Here is a 25403-nt window from a genome sequence, read left to right on the forward strand (position 1 = left end):
AGGGACTTCCGGCGCGTGCCAGCGTCCCCGGCCGCCTTCCACACTGCACGCTGGTTCCGCAGGGAGTGCGTGCATGACCGTCCTGTCCCGCCTGCCCACCGCCGCGCGCCTGCTGCTGGTGCTGCTCGGCGTCGGCCTGGGCCTGAATCTGCGCGATGTCGCTGCGGCCGCAGGCGCGCCGATTCCCGCCTTGCCCATGCCCTACGGCGGCAGCCTGCTGGACAACGCACTGGCCGTGCTGCTGGCGCTGCTGCTGGCCGCACTGCTGCGCCCCCGTGGGATGGGCCTGATGGCCAGCCTGGGGCTGCGCGGAAACGGCTGGCGCGGCCCGATGTGGGTGCTGCTGGCCAGCCTGCCCTGCTGGCTGGGCCTGGCGGTGCTGGGCACGCCCAACACCGCACTGACCACCCTGGATGCAACGATGCTCGCCGTGCTGTTCCCGCTGGCCGAGGAAGTGCTGTTCCGCGGCCTCGGCTTCGTGCTGCTGGTGAAGCTCATGCGTGGCCCGTGGCCGCTGCTGGCGCTGCCGCAGGCGCTGCTGTTCGGCTGGGTGCACTGGCTGGGCTTCGGCGGCTTCGACGGCGGCGGTACCGCGCTGTTCGTCGGCGCGGTGATCGCGCTGGGGGATTCATCTTCGCCTGGCTCGACCACCTGGACGGCGACACCCTGTGGTGCGGCCTGGTGCTGCACGTATCGATGAACCTAGCGTGGAATGTATTCAGCCTCGATAACGCCGTCGCGCTCGGTTGGCAGGCCACCAGCCTGCGTATCGGCACTGCCCTGCTGGCAGTGGCGGTGCTGGCCTGGCAGGTACGCCAGCGCCCGCTGTAACGCCCACTTAGCCTGGCGTGCACGCCGGGCTCACCCCGGCTTGCGCATACTTGCGCGCCTTTTCATTGCTGCTTTCCGGAGCTGTAGCGTCATGTTGCTGTCCAAGCGCCACGTTGAACCCCGCGTCCTGCTGATCGAGGACGCCGAGGAAACCCGCGAGCTGAGCCGTCTTGCGCTGGAAAGCCAGGCCTGCCACGTGGTGGGCGTGAGCTCGGCCGAAGCGGCACTGGGCCTGCTGGCCGCCGGTGAGCGTTTCGACCTGCTGTTCACCGACGTCAATCTGGGCGCGATCAGTGGCATTGAAGCTGCCAACCAGGTGCGCGGGCTGTACCCGCACCTGCCGATCCTGGTGACCTCGGGCATGGACCAGCACCAGGTGCTGCCGCAGCTGCGCGATGGCATCCATTTCCTGCCCAAGCCGTACAACATGAGCGAACTGCTCGATGCCATCCGGCTGTGCTTCCGGCACGCCGATGTGGGCGTGTTGACCGGGCCGGACGCACAGGCGGCCTGAGGCCTTCATCCACGCATGGCGTGGATGGCACCCACGATCAACCGCTGCTGTACGGCCCGGTACCCGGAAACACCTTCAGCAGCGCGCGGGTGATCATGTCCGGGTAGACCGTGAAGTGATCCTCGTCATCGATCACCATGTTCTCCACCTTCAACGATCGCCCGCTGCTGCGCAGCTGCTCGGCGAATTCGGCGTTGTGGCGCAGCATGTCGTTGCGGGTGAAGTAACGCGGTTCGGGCTTGACCGTTTCAAAGCTGCCCACTGACAGCACCACCGTAATCGGCTGCGCCGGCGCCTTGGCCTCGGCCTGCATGCGCGGCACCCGATGGTCGTCGAACCACAGCGATGGACTGGACAGGATGTAGGTGCGGAACATGTCCGGGCGCGTGGTCAGCACATAGGCGCCGAACAGGCCGCCATACGAATGACCCGCATAGGCGCGCCGCGCCGGATCAGTGCGGTAACGCGCATCAATCATCGGCAGCACCTGTTCGGCGAGGAAATCGCGGTAATGCGCCGCGCCGCCGTAGCTGACGTCATCGCTGTAGTCACGCGGATCGGTACGCGCCGGGTCGCTGGGCGTGTAATCGCGTGAGCGGCTCTGCTTGGAGGTCAGGCCTTCCTGCGGCGGCAGCCCGACCAGGATGAAATCCTCCAGGTTGACGCCCTTCTGCCCCACCAGGTTGCGCACGCTGCGCACCAGCGGGAAGCTGTACAGCGCGTCGGTCACGTACAGCACCGGATAGTGCTTTTCCGGATGTGCGGCGTAGTCGGCCGGCAGTGCCACCCAGACCGGATAATCGCGGCCGACCGGATCGTGCACGCGCAGCGCTTCGGTATCCGGCAGCACCACGCCCGACACAGCGGCGGCCGGGCTCTCCTTCGCTTCACTCTGCGCTGCCGGTGGCGCCACCGACATCGCACAGCCACTCACGGCCAGGCAGGCCGCCACGCTCCATCCACGCACACGCTGCATCCACACGCTCCCGTTACGGGCGGCGCACCGGATGGCGCCGCTGCCGCATCCTCACATGGCATGCGGCTGCACGCCAATCCCTCGGCTTACGGCGAGGCCGGCGGCGGCGCCGGGAACAGCGTGCGCAGCGCCTGCAACGCGGCCGGGTGATAGATCGTGGCGTGGGTTTCCTCCGGCAGCGGCAGGTATTTCACCAGCGGCGACGGCGACGCCTGTTGCAGCACGGCCGCCAGCTGCGCGGCAGAAGCAGCCAGCTGTGGCTGCCCGCTGCTGGCCAGGAACACGCGCGGCTGCGCACGCGTCACCGCCGGCAGCTGCTTGGCCGCAGCGCCCAGCATCGTGCCCCGGTTCCACCACAGGCTCGGGTCCAGCGCGATGTAACTGTTGAACAGCGTCGGCTCCTGCAGCAGCGTTTCCACCACGAACAGGCCGGCCAGCGATTCACCGATCAGCGCGCGCTCGTCGGTAGTCGGGTAGCGCTGGCGCACCTGCGGCATCAGTTCATCGCGCAGGAAGGTGCGGTAAGCCGCCGAACCACCGATGCGCGGCGCGATCTTCTGGTCCTGCGGGTCCTTGCTGGGGCCGGTCATGTCGCGGCGGCGCTCGGTGTTTTCGATGCCGACCAGCAGGAACGGGCGCATGCTGCCATTGCCACTCAGCACCTGCACCAGCCCGGCCACGTGCAGGAAGTCCTCGCCGATGCCGCCGTCGGGCATGTAGAGCACCGGCAGCGGCGCCTTCGGGTCCAGGCCCCACGGCTGCGGGCGGTAGACATTGATGCGGCGGGTCTCGCCCAGCGCCTTCGATTCGAGGGTGAAGGTTTCGCCGATCACCAGCGGGGTTGCGGCCGCTGATTGTGCGGACGGCGCCGGTTCGGCGGCCATCAACGGCGTAGCGGAGACGGCGGACAACAACAGCGACAGCACGATGAGGCGCATGGGAAAACCCATCCTGGGAAAGATGCCGAGGATACCGCCCTGCCGCAGGCATTGGCGGCTTCGGCACGCTCACCACCCCTGCGAAATGCGTAGATCCACGCCAAGCGCGGATGGATCACGGTAGAGCCGAGTCCACGCGCGGCTTGGACGACCGCGCAAATCGCAGCCGAGCAGCGCTCGGCTCTACAACACCTCCGCTGTCGCAAATTCACCGATTTTTTAGCGCATGAACCGCTGTTCCGAGCCACCTCGACTGAAGAAAGTGGAGCCCATTTCCCACATGCCACATCACGGCAAACTCACCATCGCCAGCAGTTTCCGACATTCTCCAACGCGATTGACTAAGCGCATGAGCACATGCGTCGCGCACTGTCGCTTGCTACGCCAGCGAGGCCTGCGCCACCCTTTTCGCGTGTCTGGATTCCGGATCGTTCTTCGGAAAATCCTCATTGAGCTCCAGGCGCAGGCGTAATCACCATGCAGCGCCACCGACAACGGGTGGCAGCGGGCCTGCAAGCCTGTGAAGACTGTAAGCATGTTGTTTGCGCTTACCCGTCGGCATTGTCTCTGGACCATGCCGGCGGGTGATCCGTCGGCCTTCATGGCGGGCGGTGCGTGGGGATCTTCGGATCCGCCGGTTAACTGCTTACTGTCTTCCCGGCTTGCAGCCACGCATCGCCCGCCACCCGCCCTGCGCGGTGGCACACCCACTCCAGAGCCGAGGAAGCCGAGATGACCGACCGTCCGCCCTATGCTTTATACGCCGCCAGCATCCACGATGACGACGACAACCCTTCGCCCGAACTGAGCACCTTTCTGGGCTGCCTCAAACGCATCCGCGCGGGCGAAGGGGCCGATGGCCTGCCCTGGCCTGAAACCAGCGTTTCCGCAGGGCGCGGCGTTGCCCTGTCGCGGGTGGAACGGGCCGCCATCGGCATGCTGACCGTGGCGGAAATGCTGCACGCCGCCGACCGCTGCCGGGCAATGGCCACACCGGACCGGCATCTGGATGCCGGCGTGGTTGAAGGGCTGTTCTTCGCCTGCCGCGGGCTGGCGGAACTGGTGTGCCGGGATGTCCGGCCGGAGTAAGTGCACCGGCAGTGGCGCCAGCCCCAGTGGATTGCCCGGGATATGTACAAATTTATGTACACATTGGTACACTCATTCCGTTGCTGCCAAGCCAGCAACGCGAGGTCCACAGGTATGCGCATGGAAGCGATCCTGAATGTGAAGTTCTACCGGTCATCCGCGGCCGATGAGCCGGTCCGGGTCTGGCTGAAGGAGGAGGTTTCCGCCGACGCCCGCAAAGCTATCGGCGGAGACATCAAGACCGTTCAGCTGGGTTGGCCCTTGGGTATGCCACTGGTGCGAAAGATGGATGACCGGTTGTGGGAGATTCGAAGTTCAATCCCTGAGGGCATCGCACGCGTCATGTTCACGACCGTACAGCGGGACATGGTGCTGTTGCACGGGTTCGTGAAGAAATCACAGAAGACGCCCACGTCAGACCTGGAACTGGCCAGGAAGCGCCGGAATGAGGTAATCAGATGAGCAAGAACAAACACGTTGGATCAAGCTTTGATGACTTCCTTGAGTCTGAAGGCCTGCTGCAGGAGTCGGCATCATTGGCGGTCAAGCGCGTGATTGCCTGGCAGGTGGCCGAGGCGATGAAGGCCGTCAACATCAGCAAGGCAACATTGGCCAAGCGCATGCATACCAGTCGCTCGCAGCTGGATCGAGTATTGGATGAAGCCGATACCGGTCTCACGCTCGATACGCTCAGCCGGACGGCTACGGCGTTGGGTTATCGAATCAAGGTGGATCTGGTGGCGCCCAAGGCCGCAGGGCCCTCGACGCGAAAGAAGAAGAGCGCCGGGCCAAAGAACCACGTGGCGTGAATGCTGCGCCCCTGCGGTTCACCCGGTTGCGTTGCATTGCGCAGCAACCGGTGTTCTGCGGAGCAAAAAAAGCGCCCAATGGGCGCTGGTGTCCTTGAGTGCAATGGTGGGCCGTGAAGGATTCGAACCTTCGACCAAAAGATTAAAAGTCTTCTGCTCTACCGACTGAGCTAACGGCCCATTGCACTGCCCCAGCCTTTCGGCGGGGTGGGCATTCTACCCTACTTTGGCCGGTCGCGTGAAACCCCGGTGTGTCGAGGATGCCGGCCAGCGGCCGGCACGACCAGCGGGCTTAAACCTTTCGGGCCACTGGTGCATCCCATCTGTGATCCTTCCCCGGAGCCATGGATGCGTCTGATCGTCAGCCTGCTTGCCGCCCTACTGCCCTGTGCGGCCCTGGCCGCCCCGTCCCAGGTCGTCACCGACGACATTGCCCGCTTCTGGGCCACCTTTGACGCGGTGCGCGCCGAGCCTGATGCCGAGCGCCGGGTGGCGCTGGTCCAGCAGCGCTACATCGATCCGGGCAGCCCCGGCCTGCATGCACTGATGCAGGTGCGCCGCTACACCGCCCGCGAGTACGCCGAGGCCATGCAGGCCTGGCCGCGCTTCTGGACCTCGGTACGACCGCTCACCGCCAACGCGCAGCAGGCCAGCGCGTCACTGGAGCGCGATCTGTCTGCCTTCCGCGCGCTCTACCCTGCCCTGCGCCCGGCCACCATCACCTATGCGGTGGGCGTGCTGCGCACCGGTGGCACCACGCTGGGCGACAAGGTGCTGATTGGCGCGGAGATGGCGCTGGGCGACGAGCGCGTGGACGTGAGCGAGCTGCCGGAGAAGATGCGCGACCGCCTGCGGATCTTCTACGACAGCCGGCCGGGTGCGAACAACGCGCAGAACAACCTGCACGAGTACGTGCACACGCAGCAGCGCGAGACCACCGGCAGCCTGGCGCAGTACGTGGTGCGCGAGGGTGTGGCCGAGTTTGTGGCCGAGCGGTTGAGCGGGCGTCGGCCGGCGTTGCCGCTTTATGTCTACGGGCCGGCGCACGAGGCGGAAATCCGCACGCGCTTCATTGCCGAGATGGACGGGGACAACCTCGACAACTGGCTGTACAACAGCGCCCGCAATCCGTTCGGGGTGAGTGATGTGGGGTACTACGCCGGGTATCGCATCGCGCAGGAGTACATGCGGCGGCAGAAGGATGAAAAGGCGGGGATCGCGCGGATGATCGAGTTGGACTATGCCGATCCGAAGTCGGTGCGGGCCTTCATCGAGGCGTCGGGGTGGTTGCCTGATGAGGCTGCCGGCCAGCGGCCGGCACTACCAGACTCCATCCGCCGGTAACGCCGGGACAGAGAGTGCGAACCAACGGTTCGCACCCACCATCGGGGGCATCAGCCCCATCACCTCAGGCGTACAGCGTGGGGTCCGGCACGCCGGCTTCGGTGAAGCCCTGCGCGCGCAGGCGGCAGGCATCGCAGTGGCCGCAGGCGGCGCCGTTGGCGTCGGCGTTGTAGCAGGACACGGTCAGGCCGAAGTTCACGCCCAGGCGCACGCCTTCGCTGACGATCTGGCCCTTGCTGAGGAACTGCAGCGGGGCATGCACCTTGATGCCCGCCCCTTCCACGCCGGATTTGGTGGCCAGGTTGGCCAGCGCCTGGAACGCGGCCACGAACTCGGGGCGGCAGTCCGGGTAGCCGGAGTAATCCACGGCGTTGACGCCGCAGAAGATGTCGTTGGCACCGAGCACTTCGGCCCAGCCCAGCGCCAGCGACAGCATGATGGTGTTGCGCGCCGGCACGTAGGTGACCGGGATGCCGGCACCGCCGGCCTCGGGCACGTCGATGTCGTCGGTCAGCGCCGAGCCGCCGATGCTGCGCAGGTCCACGTCCACGGTCTTGTGCGCGACCACGCCCTGGGCCTTGGCCACGCGGGCGGCGGCATCCAGTTCGGAGGTGTGGCGCTGGCCATAGCGCACGCTCAGGGCATGCACGGCGAAGCCCTGTTCCTGGGCCATGGCGATGACGGCGGCTGAATCCATGCCGCCGGAGAGAAGCACAACTGCCTTCTTCATGGGTAAAACATCCGGTTGGGAGGGGAAAGCCAGCACGCTGTCCCGCGCCGGAGTTACATCAGGGAACGTTGCCTGGGCTCATCGGCCCGGCTCGTCGTTCCACAGGATTTTATGCAACTGCATCTGGAAGCGCACCGGCAGGCGGTCTTCGACGATCCAGTCGGCCAGCTGGCGCGCGGTGATCTCGCCCTTGCTGGGCGAGAAGAACACCGTGCAGCGCTTGACCAGATCGTGCTCGGCCAGCAGGGCCTTGGCCCAGTCGTAATCTTCGCGGCTGCAGATGACGAACTTGATCTGGTCGCGGGCGGTCAGCAGCGGCAGGTTGTCCCAGCGGTTGCGCGCCACTTCGGCCGAACCCGGGGTCTTGATGTCGACCACGCGCGATACGCGCGGATCGACCGCGCTGACGTCCAGTGCGCCGGAGGTCTCCAGCGAGACGTCCATGCCGGCATCGCACAGCTTCTGCAGCAGCACCAGGCAGCGCTTCTGCGCCAGCGGCTCGCCGCCGGTCACGCAGACGTGGCGCACGCCCTGGGCCAGCACCTCGGCCACGATGTCGTCGATATCCCACCAGGTGCCGCCGTGGAAGGCATAGGCGGTGTCGCAGTACTGGCAGCGCAGCGGGCAGCCGGTCAGGCGCACGAACACGGTCGGCCAGCCGGCGGTATCGGCTTCGCCCTGCAGCGAGGTGAAGATCTCGGTGATCTTCAGGCGCGGCAGCGGCGATTGCACGATGTCGCTGGGGGTGGCGACGGCGTTGGACGGGGTAACGGCGGTCATGGCGGGCACTTCTTGATGGGACACGTGGCAGGTGGGCTACCGTGGCCGGTAACGAACGCAGCCGAGCATGGCTCGGCTCTACAGCAGCAGGCGGACGGGCATGGCCCGGCGCTGCCGGATCCGGGCGGGTTTGCCGTTCCGGAAACGAAAGCAGCCGAGCGTGGGCTCGGCTCTACAGGACACGTATTGTACGCCGGGTCAGCGGATCAGCGGATCTGCTTGCCCAACCGGATCGACTGCAGGCGGTCCTGCGCGGTGCGCGCGGCGTCCGAGCCCGGGTACTGCGCCACGACGGTCTCCAGCGTCTGCTGGGCCTGGTCGACCTTGCCCTCGCCATACTGCGACAGGCCGATCTTGAGCAGGCCGCCAGCGGCCTTGTCGTGGGTCGGATAGCGCGAGAGCAGTTCACGGAACTGGGTCTCGGCCATCGGGAAATTGCGGGTGGCGTAGTAGCTCTCGCCCAGCCAGTACAGCGCGTTCGGCGCGTACACGCCGTTCGGGTACAGCTGCAGGAAGCTCAGGAACAGCTGCGCCGAATCATCGTACTTGCCGGCCTTCAGCGAATCGAAGGCGACGTTGTAGGAGGTGCGCTCGTCGCCGGTGGCGGCCAGGCTGCCGGCATCGCCATGGACCGAAGGCGGCCGCTCGGAAGTGGCCGCCGCTGCGGGTTTTGCCGGGGCCGGGGCGGCCTTCGGCGCGCTCGCCGGAACGGGCGGCAGGGCCGGGGCGGCATTGCCCCCTTCCAACCGGTTCAGGCGGCTGTCCAGATCCAGGTACTGGTCCTGGGCGGACTGTTTGAGCTGGGCGTTGTCGTGCTGCAACTGCTCGATCGAGGCCTGCAGGCTGGTGACCTGCTGCCGCAGCTGGTTGATCTGGTTCAACAGGTCCTGGTTGGCACTGTTGTTGTACATCTGCTGCTCGAGCGCGCCGACACGATCGGCCAGGCTCTGTCGCTGTGCATGCGCCGGTGCGGCAGCCACGAGGGCTGCCGCAACGACCAGCATCAATGTGATGCCAATGCGCATGGATTACTGCGCGGTGTAGACGATTTCGACGCGACGGTTCTGCGACCAGCAGGACTCGTTCGACTCGGTGCAGACCGGACGCTCTTCACCGTAGGACACGACGGTCAGCTGCGAAGCCGAGCCACCGTTGGCCTGCAGGGCCGAGTTGACGCCGTTGCCACGACGCTCACCCAGGGCCTGGTTGTACGCGCGCGAACCGCGCTCGTCGGTGTGGCCCTGCAGGGTGATGCGCGAGGACGGACGGTCACGCAGGTACTTGGCGTGGCAAGCCATGATGGCCTGGAATTCCGGCTTCACGTCTTCCTTGTCCAGGTCGAAGTAGACAACGCGCTGGCGCAGGCAGGCGTCGGTGTCCAGGTCGCCCGGGCCGTACAGGCCGGAGGTCGACGGACCGGTCGGGGTGGTGGTCGAGGTGCCGGTGTCGACCGGAGCCTGCGGCTCTTCCTTCACCTTCTTCGAGCAACCGGCCAGGACGGCCACAGACAGCAGGGAAACAAGCAGAACGCGGGTGGACTTGTTCATGGCGATACCTTTGTGGCTCCTAGGCCGATGAGGGGTTCAAGACAGCGAAAATGTTAACACTCTTTTAGCGCTGAGTACGGTATGGGGACCATGCCGGCTCGCGCACATCACCATCGGCCAGGACCAGGCGCTGGCGAACCCGCGCATCGGCCGAAACGGCATACAACACACCACGGCCACCTTCGCGGGCGGCGTACAGCACCATGCTTGCGTTGGGCGCGAAGCTGGGCGATTCATCCAGCGAACCCGGGGACAGCGTGCTCCAGCGCGGCGAGCCCAGCGAGCTGTCCATCATCGCGATCTTGTAGCTGTTGCCCGAGCCCTGTGCCACGGCGATCTTCTTGCCGTCGTAGGACACCGAGGGCTTGGCGTTGTAGTTGCCCTGGAAGGTCACGCGCTCGGCGCTGCCGCCGCCGGCCCCGACCTTGTAGACCTGCGGACGGCCGCCGCGGTCGGAGGTGAAGTACACCGCGCTGCCGTCCGGCGCCCAGGTCGGCTCGGTATCGATGGCGAAGTGGTTGGTCAGCTGGGTCAGCTGCTTGCTGCCCAGGTCCATCACGTAGATTTCCGGGTTGCCCGAACGCGACAGGGTCAGGGCGAGCTTGCGGCCATCGGGCGAGAACGCCGGCGCGCTGTTGATGCCACGGAAGCTGGTGACCAGCTCACGCGCGCCGGTGGCGATGTTCTGGATGTAGATGGCCGAATTGCCACGCTCGAAGCTGACATAGGCCAGCTTGCCGCCATCCGGGCTCCACGACGGCGACAGCAGCGGCTCGGCCGAACGCACGATGGTCTGCGGGTTGTAGCCATCGGAGTCGGCCACCATCAGCGCATAGCGCATGGCGTCGCCCTTACCGCTGGCGGTCACGTAGGCGATGCGGGTCCAGAAGGCGCCGCGCACACCGGTGATCTTCTCGTAGATGGCGTCGGCCATCTGGTGGGCAACGTCGCGCATGGCGTTGCCACGGGCGGTCATCGCCAGGCCCAGCAGGCGCTCACCCTTGGGCACGTCGAACAGTTCGTACTCGACGCGGTAGGCGCCGGCACCGGCGTCGAGCACGCGGCCGACCACGATGTAGTTCTGCTTCAGCGCACGCCAGGTGGCGAACTGGATGTCGCCGCCGCGCACCGGCTTTTCGACGATCTGCGCTTCGGGCAGCGTACGGAACTGGCCCGAACGCTCCAGGTCGGCGCGGACCACGCCGGCGACGTCGGTCTGCGGTGCAGCCGCCGAACCCTGGTAGGGCATCGGCACGATGGTGATCGGCAGCGCGGAGGCATTGCCGCCGATGATGTCGATATCCAGCCCCTTCTGCTGCGCGACGGCAGCAAAGGGCAGCAACAGGGCCGCAAACACGGCAAGCCAGCGAGGCATCTTTTTCATGGAGCGCTCAATAGGGGAAACCGGAACGAGGGATAGCAAAGCGGGAGTGAACCGCTTCGCAATCATGAACCAAGGGTACGTGAATTCCGGGTCAGTTCCAGCCCAGGCTCTCACGCACCGTTAACGTCGCGGCCACCTTGCCGGTGGCCTGGGCGGCGGGCGACCGGATGGCCGCCCTGCCCGGCCCGATCAATCCTGCGCAGTGAAGGTCAGGTTGAGCGTGCGATTGAACACCGACTCGAAGCCGCGGTACGGCAACGGCTGCGCATTGAGCACCGCCGCCTCGATCGAGCGCTTGCCCGCCTCGTCGTACGGGCAGTTGGCGCCGACCTTGGCCTGCAGCACCTGCCCACCCGGGATCTGGGTGATGGTCACCTGGCACTTCTGGCCCAGCGGCACACTGTCCGGCCGGGTCCAGGTGTCACGCACCTTGGCCTGGATCGCCGCGGCGTACTTGGCCGTCAGATCATCGCTGTTGCCACCGCCACCGGCGGCCGGCTGTGCGGCACCACTGGCACCTGCGGCGGCGGTACCGGCGGCATTACGCGCGGCAGCCACCTGGCGCAGTTTCTGCTCGGCCAACGTGGCTTCCTTCAGCGCCTGCTCGCGGCGGGCACGGATCTCGGCGATCTTCTTCTGCTTCTCGGCCTCGGCCTTGTCTGCGGCCTGACGGGCCTGGTCGGCCAGCTTCTTCTTGGCGTCCTCTTCCTGCTGCTTGGCCAGGCGCAGCTTCTGCTCCGCTTCTTCCTGGCGCTTGCGTTCGGTCAGGTCGATCTGCTCCTGGCGGCGCTTGGCTTCCTGCTCCTGCTTGGCCTTCTCCTGCGAGATGGCCAGCGCGTTGGCCGCTTCCTGGTCCTTGGTATCCGGCTGCGCGACACGCTCCTGCGCCTGTTGCTGCTGCGGCGTGGGGGCGTCCTGCGGGCGCGGTTCGGGAATCGGCTGTGGCGGCGGCACGGTGTCTTCCGGCACCGGGATCGGCTCGGCCACCGGCGGCGGCAGGTCTTCCAGCTTTTCCGACTGGCGCAGGGCCTGGCGCGCGGCGGACGCCTCGGACGCGGACAGCGCCAGGCTGGCCTCGACCGAGGGATCGCCGGAGGCGGCATCGGTGTTGCGTTCGGGCGACCACAGCCAGGCGCCGATGAAGATCAGCGCGACCAGCAGATGCACCAGCACGGCCAGCGCCAGGGGCAGGCCCCAGCCGGGTTCGCGCTGCTGCGGGGGTGGCAGGGCGTCAGCGTGCATCGGTGGCCAGGCCTACCTTGTCTACCTTGGCGCGCTTGATCACATCCATCGCGGCGATGACCTTTTCATAGGCCACGGCACGGTCGGCGGCGACGATCACGCGCACGCCCTTGTCCTGGGCGGCGATGCCGGCCAGACGGCCTTCCAGTTCCTCGGCCGAGACCGCGGCCGGTTCCTTGGCGTCGGGCAGCTTCAGGCTCAGCTGACCGTCCTGGCGCACCGAGACGATCACCGGGTCCTGCTTGCTTTCCAGCGCCTTGGCGTTGGACTGCGGCAGATCGACGTCGAAACTCAGGGTGAGCAGCGGCGCGGTGACCATGAAGATGATCAGCAGCACCAGCATGACGTCGATGTAGGGAACGACGTTGATTTCCGATTTCAGCTTGCGGCGCTTGCGGCGACCGATGGCAGCGGACATGGCTTGGACTCCCGGGTCAGGCGCTTACTCGTCGCCAGCGCTCTGGCGCTGCAGGATGGAGCTGAATTCTTCGGCGAAGGTCTCGAAGCGGACCGACATGCGCTCCACGCGGGTGGTGAAGCGGTTGTAGGCCCACACCGCCGGAATGGCCACGAACAGGCCGATGGCGGTGGCGAACAGCGCTTCGGAGATACCCGGCGCGACGGCGGCGATACCGGCCTGCGCACCGCTGCTGATCATGTCGTGCATGGTCACCATGATGCCGAACACGGTACCGACCAGGCCCACGTACGGCGCGGTGGAGCCGATGTTGGCCAGCAGTTCCAGGTTGCGCTCCAGCTGGTCCACTTCGCGGGTGTAGGTGGTGCGCATGGCACGCTGGGCGCCTTCGAGCTGCGCGCGGCCGTCCAGCCGGCGCTTGTCGCGCAGGCGGGTGTACTCACGGAAGCCGGCTTCGAAGATCGCTTCCAGGCCGCCGACATTGCGGCTGCGGTCGGTGGCCGAGCTGTACAGCTTGCCCAGGTCGGCGCCGGACCAGAAGCGGTTCTCGAACTCGTCGGCTTCACGGGTGGCCTGCTTGAACACGCGGGCCTTGCGGAAAATGATCACCCAGCTGACGAACGAGCCGACCAGCAGCAGCAGCACGATGATCTTCACCGGCAGGCTGGCCTTGGCCATCAGTTCGAGGTAGTTGATGCCGCCGCCGGTGGTGGCCTGGGCAAGGGTCTGGGTCGCGGCGTTGCTGACATCGGCCGGCAGTGCCTCGGTGACCGTGGCCTGCAGGGCCAGGAGCGTTGCGATCATCCGTTGTTCCTCAAAGTTCGGATTCGGGGTGGAGGTGGGGTTGCAGCACGGCAAGGACGGCGTCGTCCATGCCACGCGGGCGGAAACTGGCCGCTTCCAGTGCGGCGATGCGGACCTGCGCGGACAGCAGCAGCTCGCCGTCGCGCAGGATCTGCTGGCTGAAGACCATGCTGGCCTTCTTCAGCTGGACCAGGCGGGCGGTCACCTGCAGGGTGTCATCCAGCCGTGCCGGCCTGATGAAATCCATCTGCATCGAGCGCACCGCGAAGATCATCCCGTGCTCGGCGCGCATGCGCTCCTGGCCGTAGCCCAGCGCACGCATCCATTCGGTCCGGGCCCGTTCCATGAAGGCCACGTAGCGGGCGTGGTAGACCACGCCACCTGCGTCGGTATCTTCCCAGTAAATGCGTGTCGGCCAACTGAATCGCGGCTCAACCGACATCGGGAACCTCCGCGAACAGGTCCTGCGGCGGGTTCTTCGGCTTCAGGCCCATGTGCCGGTAGGCCTTGTGGGTGGCCATGCGGCCGCGCGCGGTGCGCACCAGGAAGCCCTGCTGGATCAGGTAGGGTTCGACCACGTCTTCGAGCGTGCCGCGCTCTTCGGACAGCGCGGCGGCCAGCGATTCGATGCCGACCGGGCCACCGTCGAAGTAGTCCACCATCGTTTTCAGCAGGCGCCGGTCAAGCTCGTCGAAGCCTTCCGGGTCGACCTTGAGCATCTTCATCGCTGCCTGGGCCACGGGCTCGTCGATGTGGCCACCGGCCTTGACCTGGGCGTAGTCGCGCACGCGGCGCAGCAGGCGGTTGGCGATACGCGGGGTACCCGCGCGCGGCGCGCGATCTCGCCGGCGCCATCGGCGGTGCAGTCGATGCCGAGGATGGCGGCCGAGCGGCGCACGATCCGGGTCAGCTCCTCGACGCTGTAGAACTCCAGGCGCTGGACGATGCCGAAGCGGTCGCGCAGCGGCGCGGTCAGCAGGCCGGCGCGGGTGGTGGCGCCGATCAGGGTGAACGGCGGCAGGTCGATCTTGATCGAGCGCGCCGCGGGGCCCTCGCCGATCATGATGTCGATCTGGAAGTCTTCCATCGCCGGGTACAGCACTTCTTCCACCACCGGCGACAGGCGATGGATCTCGTCGATGAACAGCACATCGTGCGGCTGCAGGTTGGTCAGCAGCGCGGCCAGATCGCCGGCCTTCTCGATCACCGGGCCGGAGGTCACCCGCAGGGCCACGCCCAGCTCGTTGGCGATCACGTGGCTGAGGGTGGTCTTGCCCAGGCCCGGTGGGCCGAAGATCAGCACATGGTCGAGCGCATCGCTGCGGGCCTTGGCCGCTTCGATGTAGATCTCCAGCTGCTCGCGCACCGGGGCCTGGCCAAGGTAGTCGGCCAGGCGTTTGGGGCGGATGCTGGCGTCGGCGGCGTCATCCTCGCGGGTGGCGCCGGCGCCGATGATGCGGTCGTCGGTCATGCCGTGATTATGCGGTAAATGGGTGCATTCCGGGGCCGAAAGCGCGGTAGTGCCGGCCGCTGGCCGGCAACCCCATGGACACCGGCGGTGTGGCGGATGCCGGCCAGCGGACGGCACTACCAGACGTCAGATTTCGACCTGGGCGCCGAGCTCTACCAAGCGGTTGCCGGGAATCCGGAAGAATCCGGTCGCGGGCGCGGCGTTGCGGTGCATCAGCGCGAACAGCTTGTCGCGCCAGATCGGCATGCCACGGTTGGCGGTGGCCACGATGGTTTCGCGGCTGGCGAAGAAGGTGGTGTCCATCGGGTCGAAGTAGATGCCGCCGTGATCACACGAGCGCATCAGCGCCAGCGGCACGTCCGGGGTTTCCATGAAGCCGAAGCGCACGTAGACCCGGTAGAACTCGTCGCCCACCGATTCGATCTTCAGCCGCTGACCTTCCGGTGCATACGGCACCGGCAGCGTGACCACGTGCAGGAACACGTTGCGCTCGTGCAGCACCTTGTTGTGCTTGAGGTTGTGCATCAGCGCATGCGGGGCCACGGTCGGGTCGGCGGTGAGGAACACGGCGGTGCCCGGCACGCGTACCGGCGGTGCCAGCATCAGGCCCGGCAGGAAGGTATCCAGGCGGATGCCGTCCTTGCGGATCTCATCACGCAGCAGCTCGCGGCCACGGCGCCAGGTGCGCATCATGGTGAACAGGAAGATGCCCAGCACCACCGGGAACCAGGCACCCTGCAACAGCTTGGCGCCATTGGCGATGACAAAGCCCAGATCGATGATGAAGAACACTACGCACAGCGGCAGCAGCCAGGCGCGGGCCTTCGGCCACAGCGAGCGCGCCACCAGGGCCAGCAGCAGGGTGTCGATCAGCATGGTGGCCGACACCGAGATACCGTAGGCCACGGCCAGGTTGGACGAGCTGCGGAAGGCCAGCACCAGCCCGATCACCATCACCGCGATGCCCCAGTTGATGCCCGGGATGTAGATCTGGCCGATGGTGTCATGCGAGGTGTGCTTGATGCGCATGCGCGGGATGTAGCCCAGCTGCATGGCCTGGCGCGAGACCGAGAACGCGCCGGTGATGACCGACTGCGAGGCGATCACCGCCGCCATCGTGGCCAGGATGATCATCGGGTACAGCGCCCACGACGGCACTGCTTCGAAGAACGGGTTCTTCAGCGCCTCGGGGTGGTTGAGCACCAGTGCGCCCTGCCCCAGGTAGTTCAGCACCAGGCACGGCAGCACGAAGAAGTACCAGGCGTGGCGGATGGGCTTGGCGCCGAAATGGCCCATGTCGGCGTACAGCGCCTCGCCGCCGGTCACCGCCAGCACCACCGCGCCGAGGATGAAGATGCCGTGCCAGCTGTGCTCCATGAAGAAGCGGATCGCCCACCACGGGTTGAAGGCCTTGAGCACTTCCGGCGCATCGACGATGTTGTAGATGCCGATCGCCGCCAGCGAGATGAACCACACCGAGGTGATCGGGCCGAAGGCCTTGCCGATCTTCTCGGTGCCGAAGCGCTGCGCGGCGAACACCATCAGCAGCACCACCACGGTGATCGGCACGATGAACGCATGCAGGCCGGGGGCCGCCACCTCCAGGCCTTCGACCGCGCCCAGCACCGAAATGGCCGGGGTGATCACGCCGTCGCCGAAGAACAGCGAGGCGCCGAAGATGCCCAGGATGCCCACCACATACGCCGAGCGCGAGCCGTTGCGCAGGGTGCGCTGGGTCAACGCCATCAGCGCCATGATGCCGCCTTCGCCATCGTTGTCGGCGCGCATGATGATGGTCACGTACTTCAGGGTGACCACGATGTTCAGCGCCCAGAACGCCAGCGACAGCACGCCCAGCACGGTGTCATGGTCGCTGTTGAGCCCGTAGTGCGGCGAGAACGCTTCCTTCAGGGTGTACAGCGGGCTGGTACCGATATCGCCGAAGACCACGCCGATCGCACCGATGATCAGCGCCATGCCTCCGGCCGGAGGGGCGTGACCGTGGCCGCCGGGGGCGGTTGCGTGCGGGGTTTGACTGCTGGACATGGGACTCCTGGCGAAGCTCAGGCGGTTCGTTGAAGGAAAGGAAAGCGGGTCAGCGCAGCGCCGACTGCAGCGCCTTGCGGATCACGGTGGCCACTTCATCACCTTCATTGAAGGCGTCGCGGGCCATGCGCGCCGCTTCGGCCGGCTTGTAGCCCAGCTGCTGCAGCGCCACGGTGGCGTCGGACAGCGGGTCGGCCGGAGCCGGGCCACTGCCGGTGGGCAATGCGCCGCCGGCACCGAACTGGGCCGCACGGTCGCGCAGCTCCAGCACCATGCGCTCGGCGGTCTTCTTGCCGATGCCCGGGATGCGGGTCAGCGCGGTGATGTCACCGGCCTGGACCATGCGCGCGAACTCTTCGACGGTGACGCCGGACAGCACGGCCAGTGCGATCTTGGCGCCGATGCCGCTGACCTTCTGCACATCGCGGAACAGGCGGCGCTCGCCCTCGCGCAGGAAGCCGTACAGCGAGACGCTGTCTTCCTTCTGCGCGTAATGGGTGTACAGGGTGACCTCGCGGCCGAGCTCGGGCAGGTCGTAGAAGGTGCTCATCGGCGCCTCCAGTTCGTAGCCCACGCCATTCACATCCACCACCAGCCACGGCGGCGCCTTGTAGGCGACGATGCCGCGCAGTCGACCGATCATTGCGTGCAGCTCCTCATTTGCGGCCCCACGCCTGGCGGGCACTGAGCCCCAGGCGGTTGGCCGTTGCCCTTACGTGGGCATGGGTGATCGCCACCGCCAACGCGTCGGCCGCGTCGGCCTGCAGCTTGGTTTTCAGGTTGAGCATGAGCCCAACCATGTGTTGAACCTGTTGCTTTTCGGCGCCACCGCGGCCCACCACCGCCAGCTTGATCTCGCTGGCGGCGTATTCGTGCACCGGCAGGTCGCGCAGCACCACGGCCGAGATCGCCGCGCCACGGGCCTGGCCCAGCTTCAGTGCCGAATCGGGGTTGCGCGCCATGAAGACCTTTTCGATGGCCACTTCCTGCGGCTGGTACTCGCGGCACAGGTCGGCCAGGCCCAGCACCAGCAGCTTCATGCGCTGCGGGAAATCGTCCGCCCCCAGCAGCACCAGCGGCTGGTGGTGCACGTGGCTGACGCGGCCGGCGGCATCGACATCGATGATGCCGACCCCGGTCCGCTGCGAACCGGGATCGATGCCCAGGATGCGGGTCATGCCGCACTCCTGGCGGGGCGGAACGGGAGGCGCTGGCAGGCGTTTGGGCTCATGACTGTCCGCGATGACCGTTCAACGGCCCGCGCCCAGACCGTCGAGGACGGCTCAGGCGTAGGCGTCGGCGCCGAGTTCGGCGTTGGAATACACGTCCTGCACGTCGTCCAGGTCTTCGAGCATGTCCAGCAGCTTCTTCACCTGCTGGGCAACCTCGCCTTCGACCTTGATGTCGTTGTCCGCGCGGAAGGTGATCTCGGCGTGGTCGGCAACGTGCCCGGCGGCAGTCATCGCATCCTTGACCGTGTTGAACGCGTCAGGACTGGTGACCACATCGATCGAGCCGTCGTCCGGATAGACCACGATGTCGTCGGCGCCGGCCTCGATGGCCGCTTCGGTGATGGCATTTTCGTCGGCACCCGGGGCGAAGCTGAGCACGCCCAGGCGCTTGAACATGAAAGCCACCGAACCTTCGGTGCCCATGTTGCCGCCGCACTTGCTGAACGCGTGGCGGACATCGGCCACGGTGCGCACGCGGTTGTCGGTGAGGCAGTCGACGATCACGGCCACGCCGCCCGGGGCGTAGCCCTCGTAGCGGATTTCCTCGTAATCGACGCCTTCCAGTTCACCGGTGGCCTTCTTGATGGCGCGCTCGATCACGTCCTTGGACATGTTCACGGCCAGGCCCTTGTCCATCGCCACGCGCAGGCGCGGGTTGTTGTTGGGGTCGCCTCCACCGCCGCGCGCGGCCACGCCGATCTCGCGGATGATCTTGGTGAAAATCTTGCCACGCTTCGCGTCGGACGCGTTCTTGCGGGCTTCGATGGAGGGGCCTCTACCCATGGGTGCTACCGTCTGGCTGCTTCAGGATCAAGGCGCGGATTCTACCTGATCGGGGGCGGCAACCGTGTCTAGGGCGGAGAGATGCCGCCGGGCATGGCCCGGCGAAGAGCGTGCGAACCAACGGTTCGCACCCACCAAATTACGCGGCGGCGGCGTCGCGGCTGTGGTCGAACTGGCCGTGGCGCAGGAAATGCGCGGTCTGCCGCGCGGCATCGGGCGATACCACCAGACCGCTGTGGCTGGTACGCACCACGCAATGGTCGGCCAGCCCCGGCAGGCGGGTCTCGGCCAGCGCCACGGTGCCATCGGAGGCATCATCGATCGCGCCCAGCAGGCTGCCCAGCCCATGCGGCACCGAGCCGGCGATCAGCCCGACCTCGGCCCTGCCCTTCCAGTCCGGCAGGCCATCAAGCAGCAGTTCGCTGCTGCGACCCAGCGCCAGGCCCCAGCCGTGCTCGGACAGCGAGCGTGCGGTGCCACTGCCACGCAGCGGCGAGCCCAGGCAGACCACGCGCTGCACCGGCAGCTGTGGAGTGCGGCGCAGGGCCTCCAGCGCCAGCAGCCCGCCCAGGCTGTGCCCCACCAGCGACAACGGGCCGGCGTCGGCCAGCCGCTCCAGCAACTGCGGCACGGCCACCTCCGGCCCTCCGAACACCGAGGAATAACCGAAGGTATGCACCTGGAAGCCGCGCGCGCGCAGGCGCCAGGCCAGCGGCCCGACCCACGCGCGGGCGTTCCAGATGCCATGCAGCAGCAGTACGGGGGAGTCATGCAGACAGCCTGGCAGTCAGCGGGGCAGGAACGTAGGACGATTGAACACGCGTGCGTGGCAAGCGACGGTGAACGTCAGGACGCGCGCGGTGCGCGGCGCAGGATGAACTCGAGATCGTGGGTGTCACCCACCGGGAACAGATACTCGCCCGCCTTCTGAAAGCCATAACGGGCGTAGAAACGCTGCGCGCCGAAGTTCTCCGACCACACGCCCAGCCACAGCGTGCGCGGGCCGTCGTGTTCCAGCCAGGCCAGTGCGGTTTCCAGCAGGCGGCTGCCCCAGCCACAGCTCTGCTGGGTCTTGATCAGGTACAGGCGCTTGAGCTCGCCATCACCGGGTTTCACCTCCGGATGCGGCAGTCCGCAGGGGCCGGCGGCGGCATGGCCGACCGCCTCCCCGTCCAGTTCCAGCAGCCACACCGCGTAATCGGGGTGGGCCAGGATCGTGCGCTGGCGCTCGACCGTGTAGGCCTCCTCAAGGAAGGCCTGCAGGTCCTGCGGCGGATACAGATGGCCGAAGGTTTCAGTGAACGTGCGCGCGGCCAGCGCCGACAGTGTCGGCGCGTCGTCCACGGTGGCGCGGCGGATCGAATACATGCAGGAAGTTGACGTCAGCGCGGAGGGCCGGTCAAGCCTTTTCCGGGGTTTCGGCGGCTTCGTCTTCCTCTTCCTCGTATTCCTCTTCGTCCTCGTCCTCTTCTTCGCCGTCCTCGTCCTCGTCCTCGTCGTACTCTTCCTCCTCTTCGTCGTCCTCGTAATCCTCGACGCCGAAGTCTTCCCCGTCCCAACGGCCTTCGCCGTCGGCGACGAAGGTCAGGGCCATCGCCGCCGGGTTGGTACCGACGCGGACCAGCCAACCACCGAACACGCGTGCACGCTCGGTGACCAGGGTGGCCTCGGAGCCTTCATTGCCCAGCTTTTCCCACTCCAGCGAAAACGCAAACTCGGTCATTGCCTGGATCTCCTGATCAGTTGGTCTTGGGGCGAACCTGGATGTGCACTTCGGCCAGCTGCGTGTCGACGATCGGCGACGGCGCGTCGGTCATCAGATCCTGCGCACCAGTGGTCTTCGGGAACGGGATGACGTCGCGGATGGACTCGGTGCCGGCCATCAGCGCGGCGATGCGGTCGATGCCGAAGGCGATGCCACCGTGCGGCGGCGCGCCGTAGTTCAGCGCGTCGAGCAGGAAGCCGAACTTGGCGCGGGCTTCTTCGGCGCCGATGCCGAGCAGTTCGAACACCGCGCTCTGCATGTCCGGGCGGTGGATACGGATCGAGCCGCCGCCGATTTCATTGCCGTTGAGCACCATGTCGTAACCGCGCGAGACGGCGGTACGGGCGTTGGCGCGCAGGTCGGCGATATCGTCCACGGCCGGCGCGGTGAAGGGGTGATGCAGGGCGACGTAGCGCTGTTCTTCCTCATCCCACTCGAACATCGGGAAGTCGGTGACCCACAGCGGCGCCCAGCCGTCGGCGACCAGGCCGAAGTCCTTGCCGGCCTTCAGGCGCAGCGCGCCCATGAAGTCGGAGACCTTGTTGTAGCCACCGGCACCGAAGAACACGATGTCGCCGTTGCCGGCGCCGACGTGGGCCACCAGCTCAGCGAAACGCGCTTCGCTGAAGAACTTCTGGATCGGCGAGCTGACTTCGCCGTTGTCGCCGATCTTGATGTAGGCCAGGCCCTTGGCGCCGTACTTGGCGGCGTGCGCGGCGTACTCGTCGATCTGCTTGCGCGACAGGGTGGCGCCGCCCGGAATGCGCAGCGCGGCCACACGGCCCTCGGCATCATTGGCCGGGCCGGTGAACACGGCGAACTCGCTGTCCTTGACCAGCTCGGCCACGTCCACCAGTTCCAGCGCGATGCGCAGGTCCGGCTTGTCCGAACCATAGCGGCGCATGGCCTCGGCCCAGGTCATGCGCGGGAAGCTGGCCGCCAGCTGCACGTCCACCACCTCATTGAAGATGGCGCGGATCATGTCCTCGACGAAATCCTGCACGTCGCGCTCGCGCACGAAGGCGAATTCCATGTCCAGCTGGGTGAATTCCAGCTGGCGGTCGGCACGCAGGGCTTCGTCGCGGAAGCAGCGCGCGATCTGGTAGTAGCGGTCGAAGCCGGCCACCATCAGGATCTGCTTGAACAGCTGCGGGCTCTGCGGCAGGGCGTAGAACTCGCCCGGGTGCATGCGTGCCGGTACCAGGAAGTCGCGGGCGCCTTCCGGGGTGGCCTTGGTCAGGATCGGGGTTTCGATGTCCTGGAAGCCGCGCGCATCCAGGTGACGGCGCAGGGCCTGCACCAGCTTGATGCGGGTGCGCTGCATGCGCTGCATTTCCGGACGGCGCAGGTCCAGGTAGCGGTACTTCAGGCGGGTGTCTTCGCCCGGGTTCTCATGGGCGTGGAACGGCAGCGGCGCGGCCTTGTTCAGCACGGTGATGGCGGTGGCGATCACTTCCACCTTGCCGGTGGCGATCTTGTCGTTCACCGCGTGGCGCGCGCGCACCACACCTTCCACCTGCAGCACGTCCTCATAACCCAGCGAGGCCGCCACCGCGAACACCTCGGCGTTGTCCACCTCCACCGTCACCTGCACGATGCCTTCATGATCGCGAAGATCGATGAAGCAGACGCCGCCCTGGTTACGGGCCACGTCGGTCCAGCCGGCGAGGGTGACAGTCTGGCCAATCAGGGTCTCGTCGACCAGGCCGCAGAAGTGGGTACGCATGGGGGAAAGCTCCGCTGGAGAACGCCGGCACCGAAGGGGACCGGAAAGCCCCGTATTCTGCGGCCGAGGCCCCGGCCGGGGCAAATGTGCACAGTCACACCGGCTTTATCCGTCTGGTCCTTATAGTCGCCCACCACCTACCGTATGGGGATTTGCCATGAACCTGCCATCCCTGGCCAGCCTGGCCGTGACCCTCAGCCTGGGCTGCCTTGCCAGCGCCGCCCTGCCCGCGCCCGCCGCACACGCGCAGAACGGCGTGGTCCGCTGCGAGAGCCAGAGCAACCGCGAACGGGTCTGCAGCACCGGCTGGCGCAATGCGCAGCTGGTCCGCCAGCTGTCCGGCTCGGCCTGCGAGGAAGGCCGCACCTGGGGCAGCCGCAACGGCAGCATCTGGGTCACCAATGGCTGCCGGGCCGAGTTCGTCGAGGCCCGTGGCGGCTGGGGCGGTGGCAACGGCGGCGGCTGGGGCGGCAACAACGGCGGTTCGGGCCAGACGATCCGCTGCGAGAGCCAGAACAACCGCGAGCGCAGCTGCCCGGTCGGCTGGCGCAATGCGCGCCTGGTGCGCCAGCTGTCCGGCAGCCCCTGCGACGAGGGCCGCACCTGGGGCGTGCGCAACGGCGCGGTCTGGGTCAGCAATGGTTGCCGCGCCGAGTTCACCGAAGCCCGCGGCTGGGGCGGCGGCGGTGGCGGCTGGGGCGGTGGCAACAGCAATTACTCGATCACCTGCAGCAGCAACAACAACCGCACGCAGAACTGCGACTGGGATGAGCGCCAGGGCCGCCCGGTGCTGCAGCAGCAGCTGTCCGGCAGCGCCTGCCAGGAAGGCCGCAGCTGGGGCTATTCACGCGGCCAGGTGTGGGTCAGCAACGGCTGCCGCGCGCGCTTCGGTACGCGTTGAGTTGCGGGGTCGGGTCCCTGGCCAGCGGCCAGGGCTCTGACCCCGATCAAGCATCCCGCATCCACGCATGGCGTGGATCTACTGGCGATCTTTGCGGGGTCAGAGCGCTCCACAGGAGGGATCCGACCCCGGGATCACGGCGCGGGTGGTTTGTCGTCGCCCCAGGGCGGGGGCGGCAGGGCGACCGGCTTGGCCAGGTCGAACTGCACCCGGAAACGGCGGCCGTCCGGTCGGGTCAGCTCGTAGACGAACGTCTGGTCCGGATCGATCTCCATCGCCCAGGTATTGTGGGTCGAGGCCAGCATGTCGGCCCTGCGGAACATCGCCACCGAATCGGCATCGGCCGGGAACTGCTGGCGCCCGGCGGTCCCCGGTGGCGTGCTGTCGCCGCCATACAGGGTGATCGCATCGGCACTGCCATCCTGGTGGCGATGGTCGTGCTTCAGTCGCAGCCCGGCCGGGGTGCGGGTCAGCACCCAGGTCCGCGAGTGGTCATCGCCCACATGGAAGGGGATGCGCAGCTCGTGGGCCGGGTCTGCGCAGCCGCGCACGTGCATGACCAGACGCTGGCCGGCGAAGGGGTCCTTGCCGGTCGGCGCGGGCGTGTCCTGCGCCACCTTGCCTTCATAGGCCTGCCCGCAGTGGGCGGCGATCGCCGCCAGGAAGGCATCGGCCGGCGCGGTGGCCAGATCATGGGTGACCGTCTCGGCAGGCTGCGAACAGGCCGCAAGGCCGAGCAGGAGGACAGCGGTGGTGGCAACGGCATTGAGTCTCATGCCCCAACCCTAACGGCCATGGCCGATGGGCGCAAACCGCGCGCCTGCCCCGATCAACGGTCGGCAGACGGCGCTGCCGGCAGCGCTTCGGTGGCCGCTACCGGTGCAGTCTCGCCCTCGCCCGCTGGCTCCTGTTCCACCGGATCGACATCGAACGGAGTACGGAACACCAGCGACGGCAGCAGTGTGGTCAGCGCGGCATACAGCAGCAGCGCGCCGAACAGCACCGCCGGAATCTGGAAGCGCTCACGCATGATCGCCGCCAGCACCAGGGTGAAGATCAGCGTTGGCGCCAGCGCCAGCGAAACCCGCAGGCTGCTGCGGAAGCTTTCGCCGAACATCACCCGGCGCTGCAGCCAGACCACGCCGATGCGCAGCGGCAGCACCACCAGGGTGATCACGATGCCCAGCCCCAGCGCCTCGAAGCTGAGCGCTTCGCTGGGCACCTTGGTGCCGGCGTTGAAGAAGTAGAACGGCACGAAGAACGAGGCGAACAGGCGCAGCGCATGCAGGTTCTCGTGCGAGGCCAGCAGCGGCATGCGCTGATGCAGCAGACGCGCGACCAGCCCGGCGATGAACGCGCCGACCAGGTAATACACGCCCAGCAGGTAGGTGATGTAGGCCGCCACCATGCCCACCATCACCAGCAGCGAGAACTCCGAACCGGGCGCGTGCGGCGCCACCCAGCGGCCCAACGCGATGAACAGCAGCGGCAGGCCGATCATCATCGCCAGCAGGGCCAGGCTGGACAGCGCCATGTGGCCCGGATCGCCGGCCTGCAGCACGATGAACAACGCCGCCAGCGCCAGCAGTTCGCCGGCAATGGCCTTGCTGGTGACCCAGAACCGCTCGTCCTCGCTCAGGCCCAGCCGCGACAGCGAATCCATGATGAAGCCGGTGGAGGGCGTCAACAGCGCCAACGCCAGCAACCCGGCGGCCTGCCACGGCAATCCCGCGTAGCGCCAGGCCAGCCAGCCCACCCCGAACAGGGTGCCGGTGCGGATCACCAGATGCGCCAGCAGCGGCCACATGCCCCGGCGCAGCGCCTGCAGGTCCACTTCAAGGCCGGCGAACAGGAACAGCGAGGAAATGCCCAGCGTGGCCAGCAGTCCGATCACCGCATCATGGGCCTGATCACCCAGCCAGAGCATGCCGATGATGCCGAACAACAGGCAGGTCAACGGGGCAGGCAGGCTGAAACGCTGCAGCGCGCGTGGAATCACCAGCAGCGCGAAAATCAGCAGCAGGTAGATCAGTTCATGGCTCATGGGGTCTTCCGTGGGGTTGGAACGCGCGC

The 25403-nt window shown here is 67.0% G+C and carries 27 protein-coding genes, 1 tRNA gene and 2 pseudogenes; 7 read left to right on the forward strand and 23 right to left on the reverse strand.

Translation table 11 applies throughout. The features are described 5' to 3' along the window. The first annotated feature begins 73 nt into the window (after positions 1-73). Both N4G47_RS14790 and N4G47_RS14795 read left to right on the forward strand, forming a co-directional pair. Positions 74-831: pseudogene (locus N4G47_RS14790) on the forward strand (CPBP family glutamic-type intramembrane protease). 91 nt (positions 832-922) lie between these two features. Next, a complete protein-coding gene (locus N4G47_RS14795) occupies positions 923-1345 on the forward strand; it encodes a response regulator (protein WP_057496965.1) in 423 nt (140 codons plus the stop codon). A gap of 37 nt (positions 1346-1382) precedes the next feature. On the opposite strand, the gene N4G47_RS14800 is transcribed toward N4G47_RS14795, so the two are convergent. After that, positions 1383-2321, reverse strand: coding sequence for an alpha/beta hydrolase (locus N4G47_RS14800; protein WP_475288110.1), 939 nt, complete (start codon positions 2319-2321; stop codon positions 1383-1385). 86 nt (positions 2322-2407) lie between these two features. Then, positions 2408-3259, reverse strand: coding sequence for an alpha/beta hydrolase (locus N4G47_RS14805; protein ID WP_475288113.1), 852 nt, complete (start codon positions 3257-3259; stop codon positions 2408-2410). A 732-nt stretch (positions 3260-3991) separates the two neighbouring features. Here N4G47_RS14805 and N4G47_RS14810 point away from each other — a divergent pair. From N4G47_RS14810 to N4G47_RS14820, 3 genes are all read left to right on the forward strand, one after another. Beyond that, on the forward strand, positions 3992-4348 hold the full coding sequence (locus N4G47_RS14810; protein ID WP_475288115.1) for a hypothetical protein: 357 nt from the start codon (positions 3992-3994) through the stop codon (positions 4346-4348). 120 nt (positions 4349-4468) lie between these two features. After that, positions 4469-4810, forward strand: coding sequence for a type II toxin-antitoxin system RelE/ParE family toxin (locus N4G47_RS14815; RefSeq protein WP_475288117.1), 342 nt, complete (start codon positions 4469-4471; stop codon positions 4808-4810). After that, the gene (locus N4G47_RS14820) at positions 4807-5157 is read left to right on the forward strand and encodes a helix-turn-helix domain-containing protein (protein ID WP_286069546.1); all 351 of its coding nucleotides are present in this window, start codon (positions 4807-4809) and stop codon (positions 5155-5157) included. Before N4G47_RS14815 ends, N4G47_RS14820 begins: the two co-directional genes overlap by 4 nt. Positions 5158-5261: 104 nt before the next feature. On the opposite strand, the gene N4G47_RS14825 is transcribed toward N4G47_RS14820, so the two are convergent. Then, positions 5262-5337 (reverse strand) — tRNA-Lys (locus N4G47_RS14825). 168 nt (positions 5338-5505) lie between these two features. On the opposite strand from N4G47_RS14825, the gene N4G47_RS14830 reads away from it, so the two are divergent. Continuing rightward, a complete protein-coding gene (locus N4G47_RS14830) occupies positions 5506-6501 on the forward strand; it encodes a DUF2268 domain-containing putative Zn-dependent protease (protein ID WP_475288122.1) in 996 nt (331 codons plus the stop codon). A 64-nt stretch (positions 6502-6565) separates the two neighbouring features. On the opposite strand, the gene queC is transcribed toward N4G47_RS14830, so the two are convergent. The 18 genes and pseudogenes from queC to aspS form a co-directional block, all read right to left on the reverse strand. Next, a complete protein-coding gene (gene queC, locus N4G47_RS14835; RefSeq protein ID WP_475288126.1) occupies positions 6566-7231 on the reverse strand; it encodes a 7-cyano-7-deazaguanine synthase QueC in 666 nt (221 codons plus the stop codon). A gap of 78 nt (positions 7232-7309) precedes the next feature. Then, on the reverse strand, positions 7310-8011 hold the full coding sequence (gene queE / locus N4G47_RS14840) for a 7-carboxy-7-deazaguanine synthase QueE (protein WP_271262346.1): 702 nt from the start codon (positions 8009-8011) through the stop codon (positions 7310-7312). 206 nt (positions 8012-8217) lie between these two features. Then, on the reverse strand, positions 8218-9036 hold the full coding sequence (gene ybgF / locus N4G47_RS14845) for a tol-pal system protein YbgF (protein WP_107231783.1): 819 nt from the start codon (positions 9034-9036) through the stop codon (positions 8218-8220). Between the two features lie 3 nt (positions 9037-9039). Continuing rightward, the gene (gene pal / locus N4G47_RS14850) at positions 9040-9558 is read right to left on the reverse strand and encodes a peptidoglycan-associated lipoprotein Pal (protein WP_006386160.1); all 519 of its coding nucleotides are present in this window, start codon (positions 9556-9558) and stop codon (positions 9040-9042) included. 64 nt (positions 9559-9622) lie between these two features. After that, positions 9623-10942: a Tol-Pal system beta propeller repeat protein TolB gene (gene tolB / locus N4G47_RS14855; RefSeq protein ID WP_475288129.1), complete on the reverse strand. Its 1320-nt coding sequence runs from the start codon at positions 10940-10942 to the stop codon at positions 9623-9625. A 189-nt stretch (positions 10943-11131) separates the two neighbouring features. Next, positions 11132-12184 (reverse strand): cell envelope integrity protein TolA, encoded by a 1053-nt coding sequence (gene tolA, locus N4G47_RS14860; RefSeq protein ID WP_475288132.1) that lies wholly within the window; start codon positions 12182-12184, stop codon positions 11132-11134. After that, positions 12174-12602 carry a protein TolR gene (gene tolR, locus N4G47_RS14865; protein ID WP_006438804.1) on the reverse strand — a complete coding sequence of 143 codons (429 nt, stop codon included), beginning with the start codon at positions 12600-12602 and terminating at the stop codon, positions 12174-12176. Before tolR ends, tolA begins: the two co-directional genes overlap by 11 nt. A 24-nt stretch (positions 12603-12626) precedes the next feature. Beyond that, entirely contained in the window at positions 12627-13406 is a 780-nt protein-coding gene (tolQ, locus tag N4G47_RS14870) for a protein TolQ (RefSeq protein ID WP_006438802.1), read from the reverse strand. Positions 13407-13416: 10 nt separating this feature from the next. Next, complete coding sequence (gene ybgC / locus N4G47_RS14875; protein WP_475288136.1) at positions 13417-13848, reverse strand: tol-pal system-associated acyl-CoA thioesterase; 432 nt, start codon at positions 13846-13848, stop codon at positions 13417-13419. Then, positions 13838-14877, reverse strand: a pseudogene (gene ruvB, locus N4G47_RS14880) (Holliday junction branch migration DNA helicase RuvB). The gene ybgC and the pseudogene ruvB overlap by 11 nt, the downstream one beginning before the upstream one ends. Before the next feature lie 126 nt (positions 14878-15003). Continuing rightward, the gene (locus tag N4G47_RS14885) at positions 15004-16923 is read right to left on the reverse strand and encodes a potassium transporter Kup (protein ID WP_107231779.1); all 1920 of its coding nucleotides are present in this window, start codon (positions 16921-16923) and stop codon (positions 15004-15006) included. A 49-nt stretch (positions 16924-16972) separates the two neighbouring features. Beyond that, the gene (gene ruvA, locus N4G47_RS14890) at positions 16973-17566 is read right to left on the reverse strand and encodes a Holliday junction branch migration protein RuvA (protein ID WP_010481591.1); all 594 of its coding nucleotides are present in this window, start codon (positions 17564-17566) and stop codon (positions 16973-16975) included. A gap of 13 nt (positions 17567-17579) precedes the next feature. Then, the gene (ruvC, locus tag N4G47_RS14895; protein ID WP_249843124.1) at positions 17580-18101 is read right to left on the reverse strand and encodes a crossover junction endodeoxyribonuclease RuvC; all 522 of its coding nucleotides are present in this window, start codon (positions 18099-18101) and stop codon (positions 17580-17582) included. A gap of 105 nt (positions 18102-18206) precedes the next feature. Further along, positions 18207-18938 carry a YebC/PmpR family DNA-binding transcriptional regulator gene (locus N4G47_RS14900; RefSeq protein ID WP_475288140.1) on the reverse strand — a complete coding sequence of 244 codons (732 nt, stop codon included), beginning with the start codon at positions 18936-18938 and terminating at the stop codon, positions 18207-18209. 139 nt (positions 18939-19077) lie between these two features. Beyond that, on the reverse strand, positions 19078-19695 hold the full coding sequence (locus N4G47_RS14905) for an esterase/lipase family protein (RefSeq protein ID WP_475289953.1): 618 nt from the start codon (positions 19693-19695) through the stop codon (positions 19078-19080). A gap of 89 nt (positions 19696-19784) precedes the next feature. Further along, positions 19785-20306, reverse strand: coding sequence for an N-acetyltransferase family protein (locus N4G47_RS14910; RefSeq protein WP_475288142.1), 522 nt, complete (start codon positions 20304-20306; stop codon positions 19785-19787). A 31-nt stretch (positions 20307-20337) separates the two neighbouring features. After that, on the reverse strand, positions 20338-20661 hold the full coding sequence (locus tag N4G47_RS14915; RefSeq protein WP_475288145.1) for a DNA primase: 324 nt from the start codon (positions 20659-20661) through the stop codon (positions 20338-20340). Between the two features lie 16 nt (positions 20662-20677). Beyond that, entirely contained in the window at positions 20678-22429 is a 1752-nt protein-coding gene (aspS, locus tag N4G47_RS14920; RefSeq protein ID WP_475288148.1) for an aspartate--tRNA ligase, read from the reverse strand. A gap of 157 nt (positions 22430-22586) precedes the next feature. On the opposite strand from aspS, the gene N4G47_RS14925 reads away from it, so the two are divergent. Then, a complete protein-coding gene (locus tag N4G47_RS14925) occupies positions 22587-23330 on the forward strand; it encodes a DUF3011 domain-containing protein (RefSeq protein WP_475288151.1) in 744 nt (247 codons plus the stop codon). Positions 23331-23464: 134 nt separating this feature from the next. On the opposite strand, the gene N4G47_RS14930 is transcribed toward N4G47_RS14925, so the two are convergent. Continuing rightward, on the reverse strand, positions 23465-24106 hold the full coding sequence (locus tag N4G47_RS14930; RefSeq protein WP_475288154.1) for a hypothetical protein: 642 nt from the start codon (positions 24104-24106) through the stop codon (positions 23465-23467). A 53-nt stretch (positions 24107-24159) separates the two neighbouring features. Then, a complete protein-coding gene (locus N4G47_RS14935) occupies positions 24160-25374 on the reverse strand; it encodes a cation:proton antiporter (RefSeq protein ID WP_475288158.1) in 1215 nt (404 codons plus the stop codon). Positions 25375-25403: the final 29 nt, after the last annotated feature.

This window comes from Stenotrophomonas sp. GSD10 (assembly GCF_056172695.1).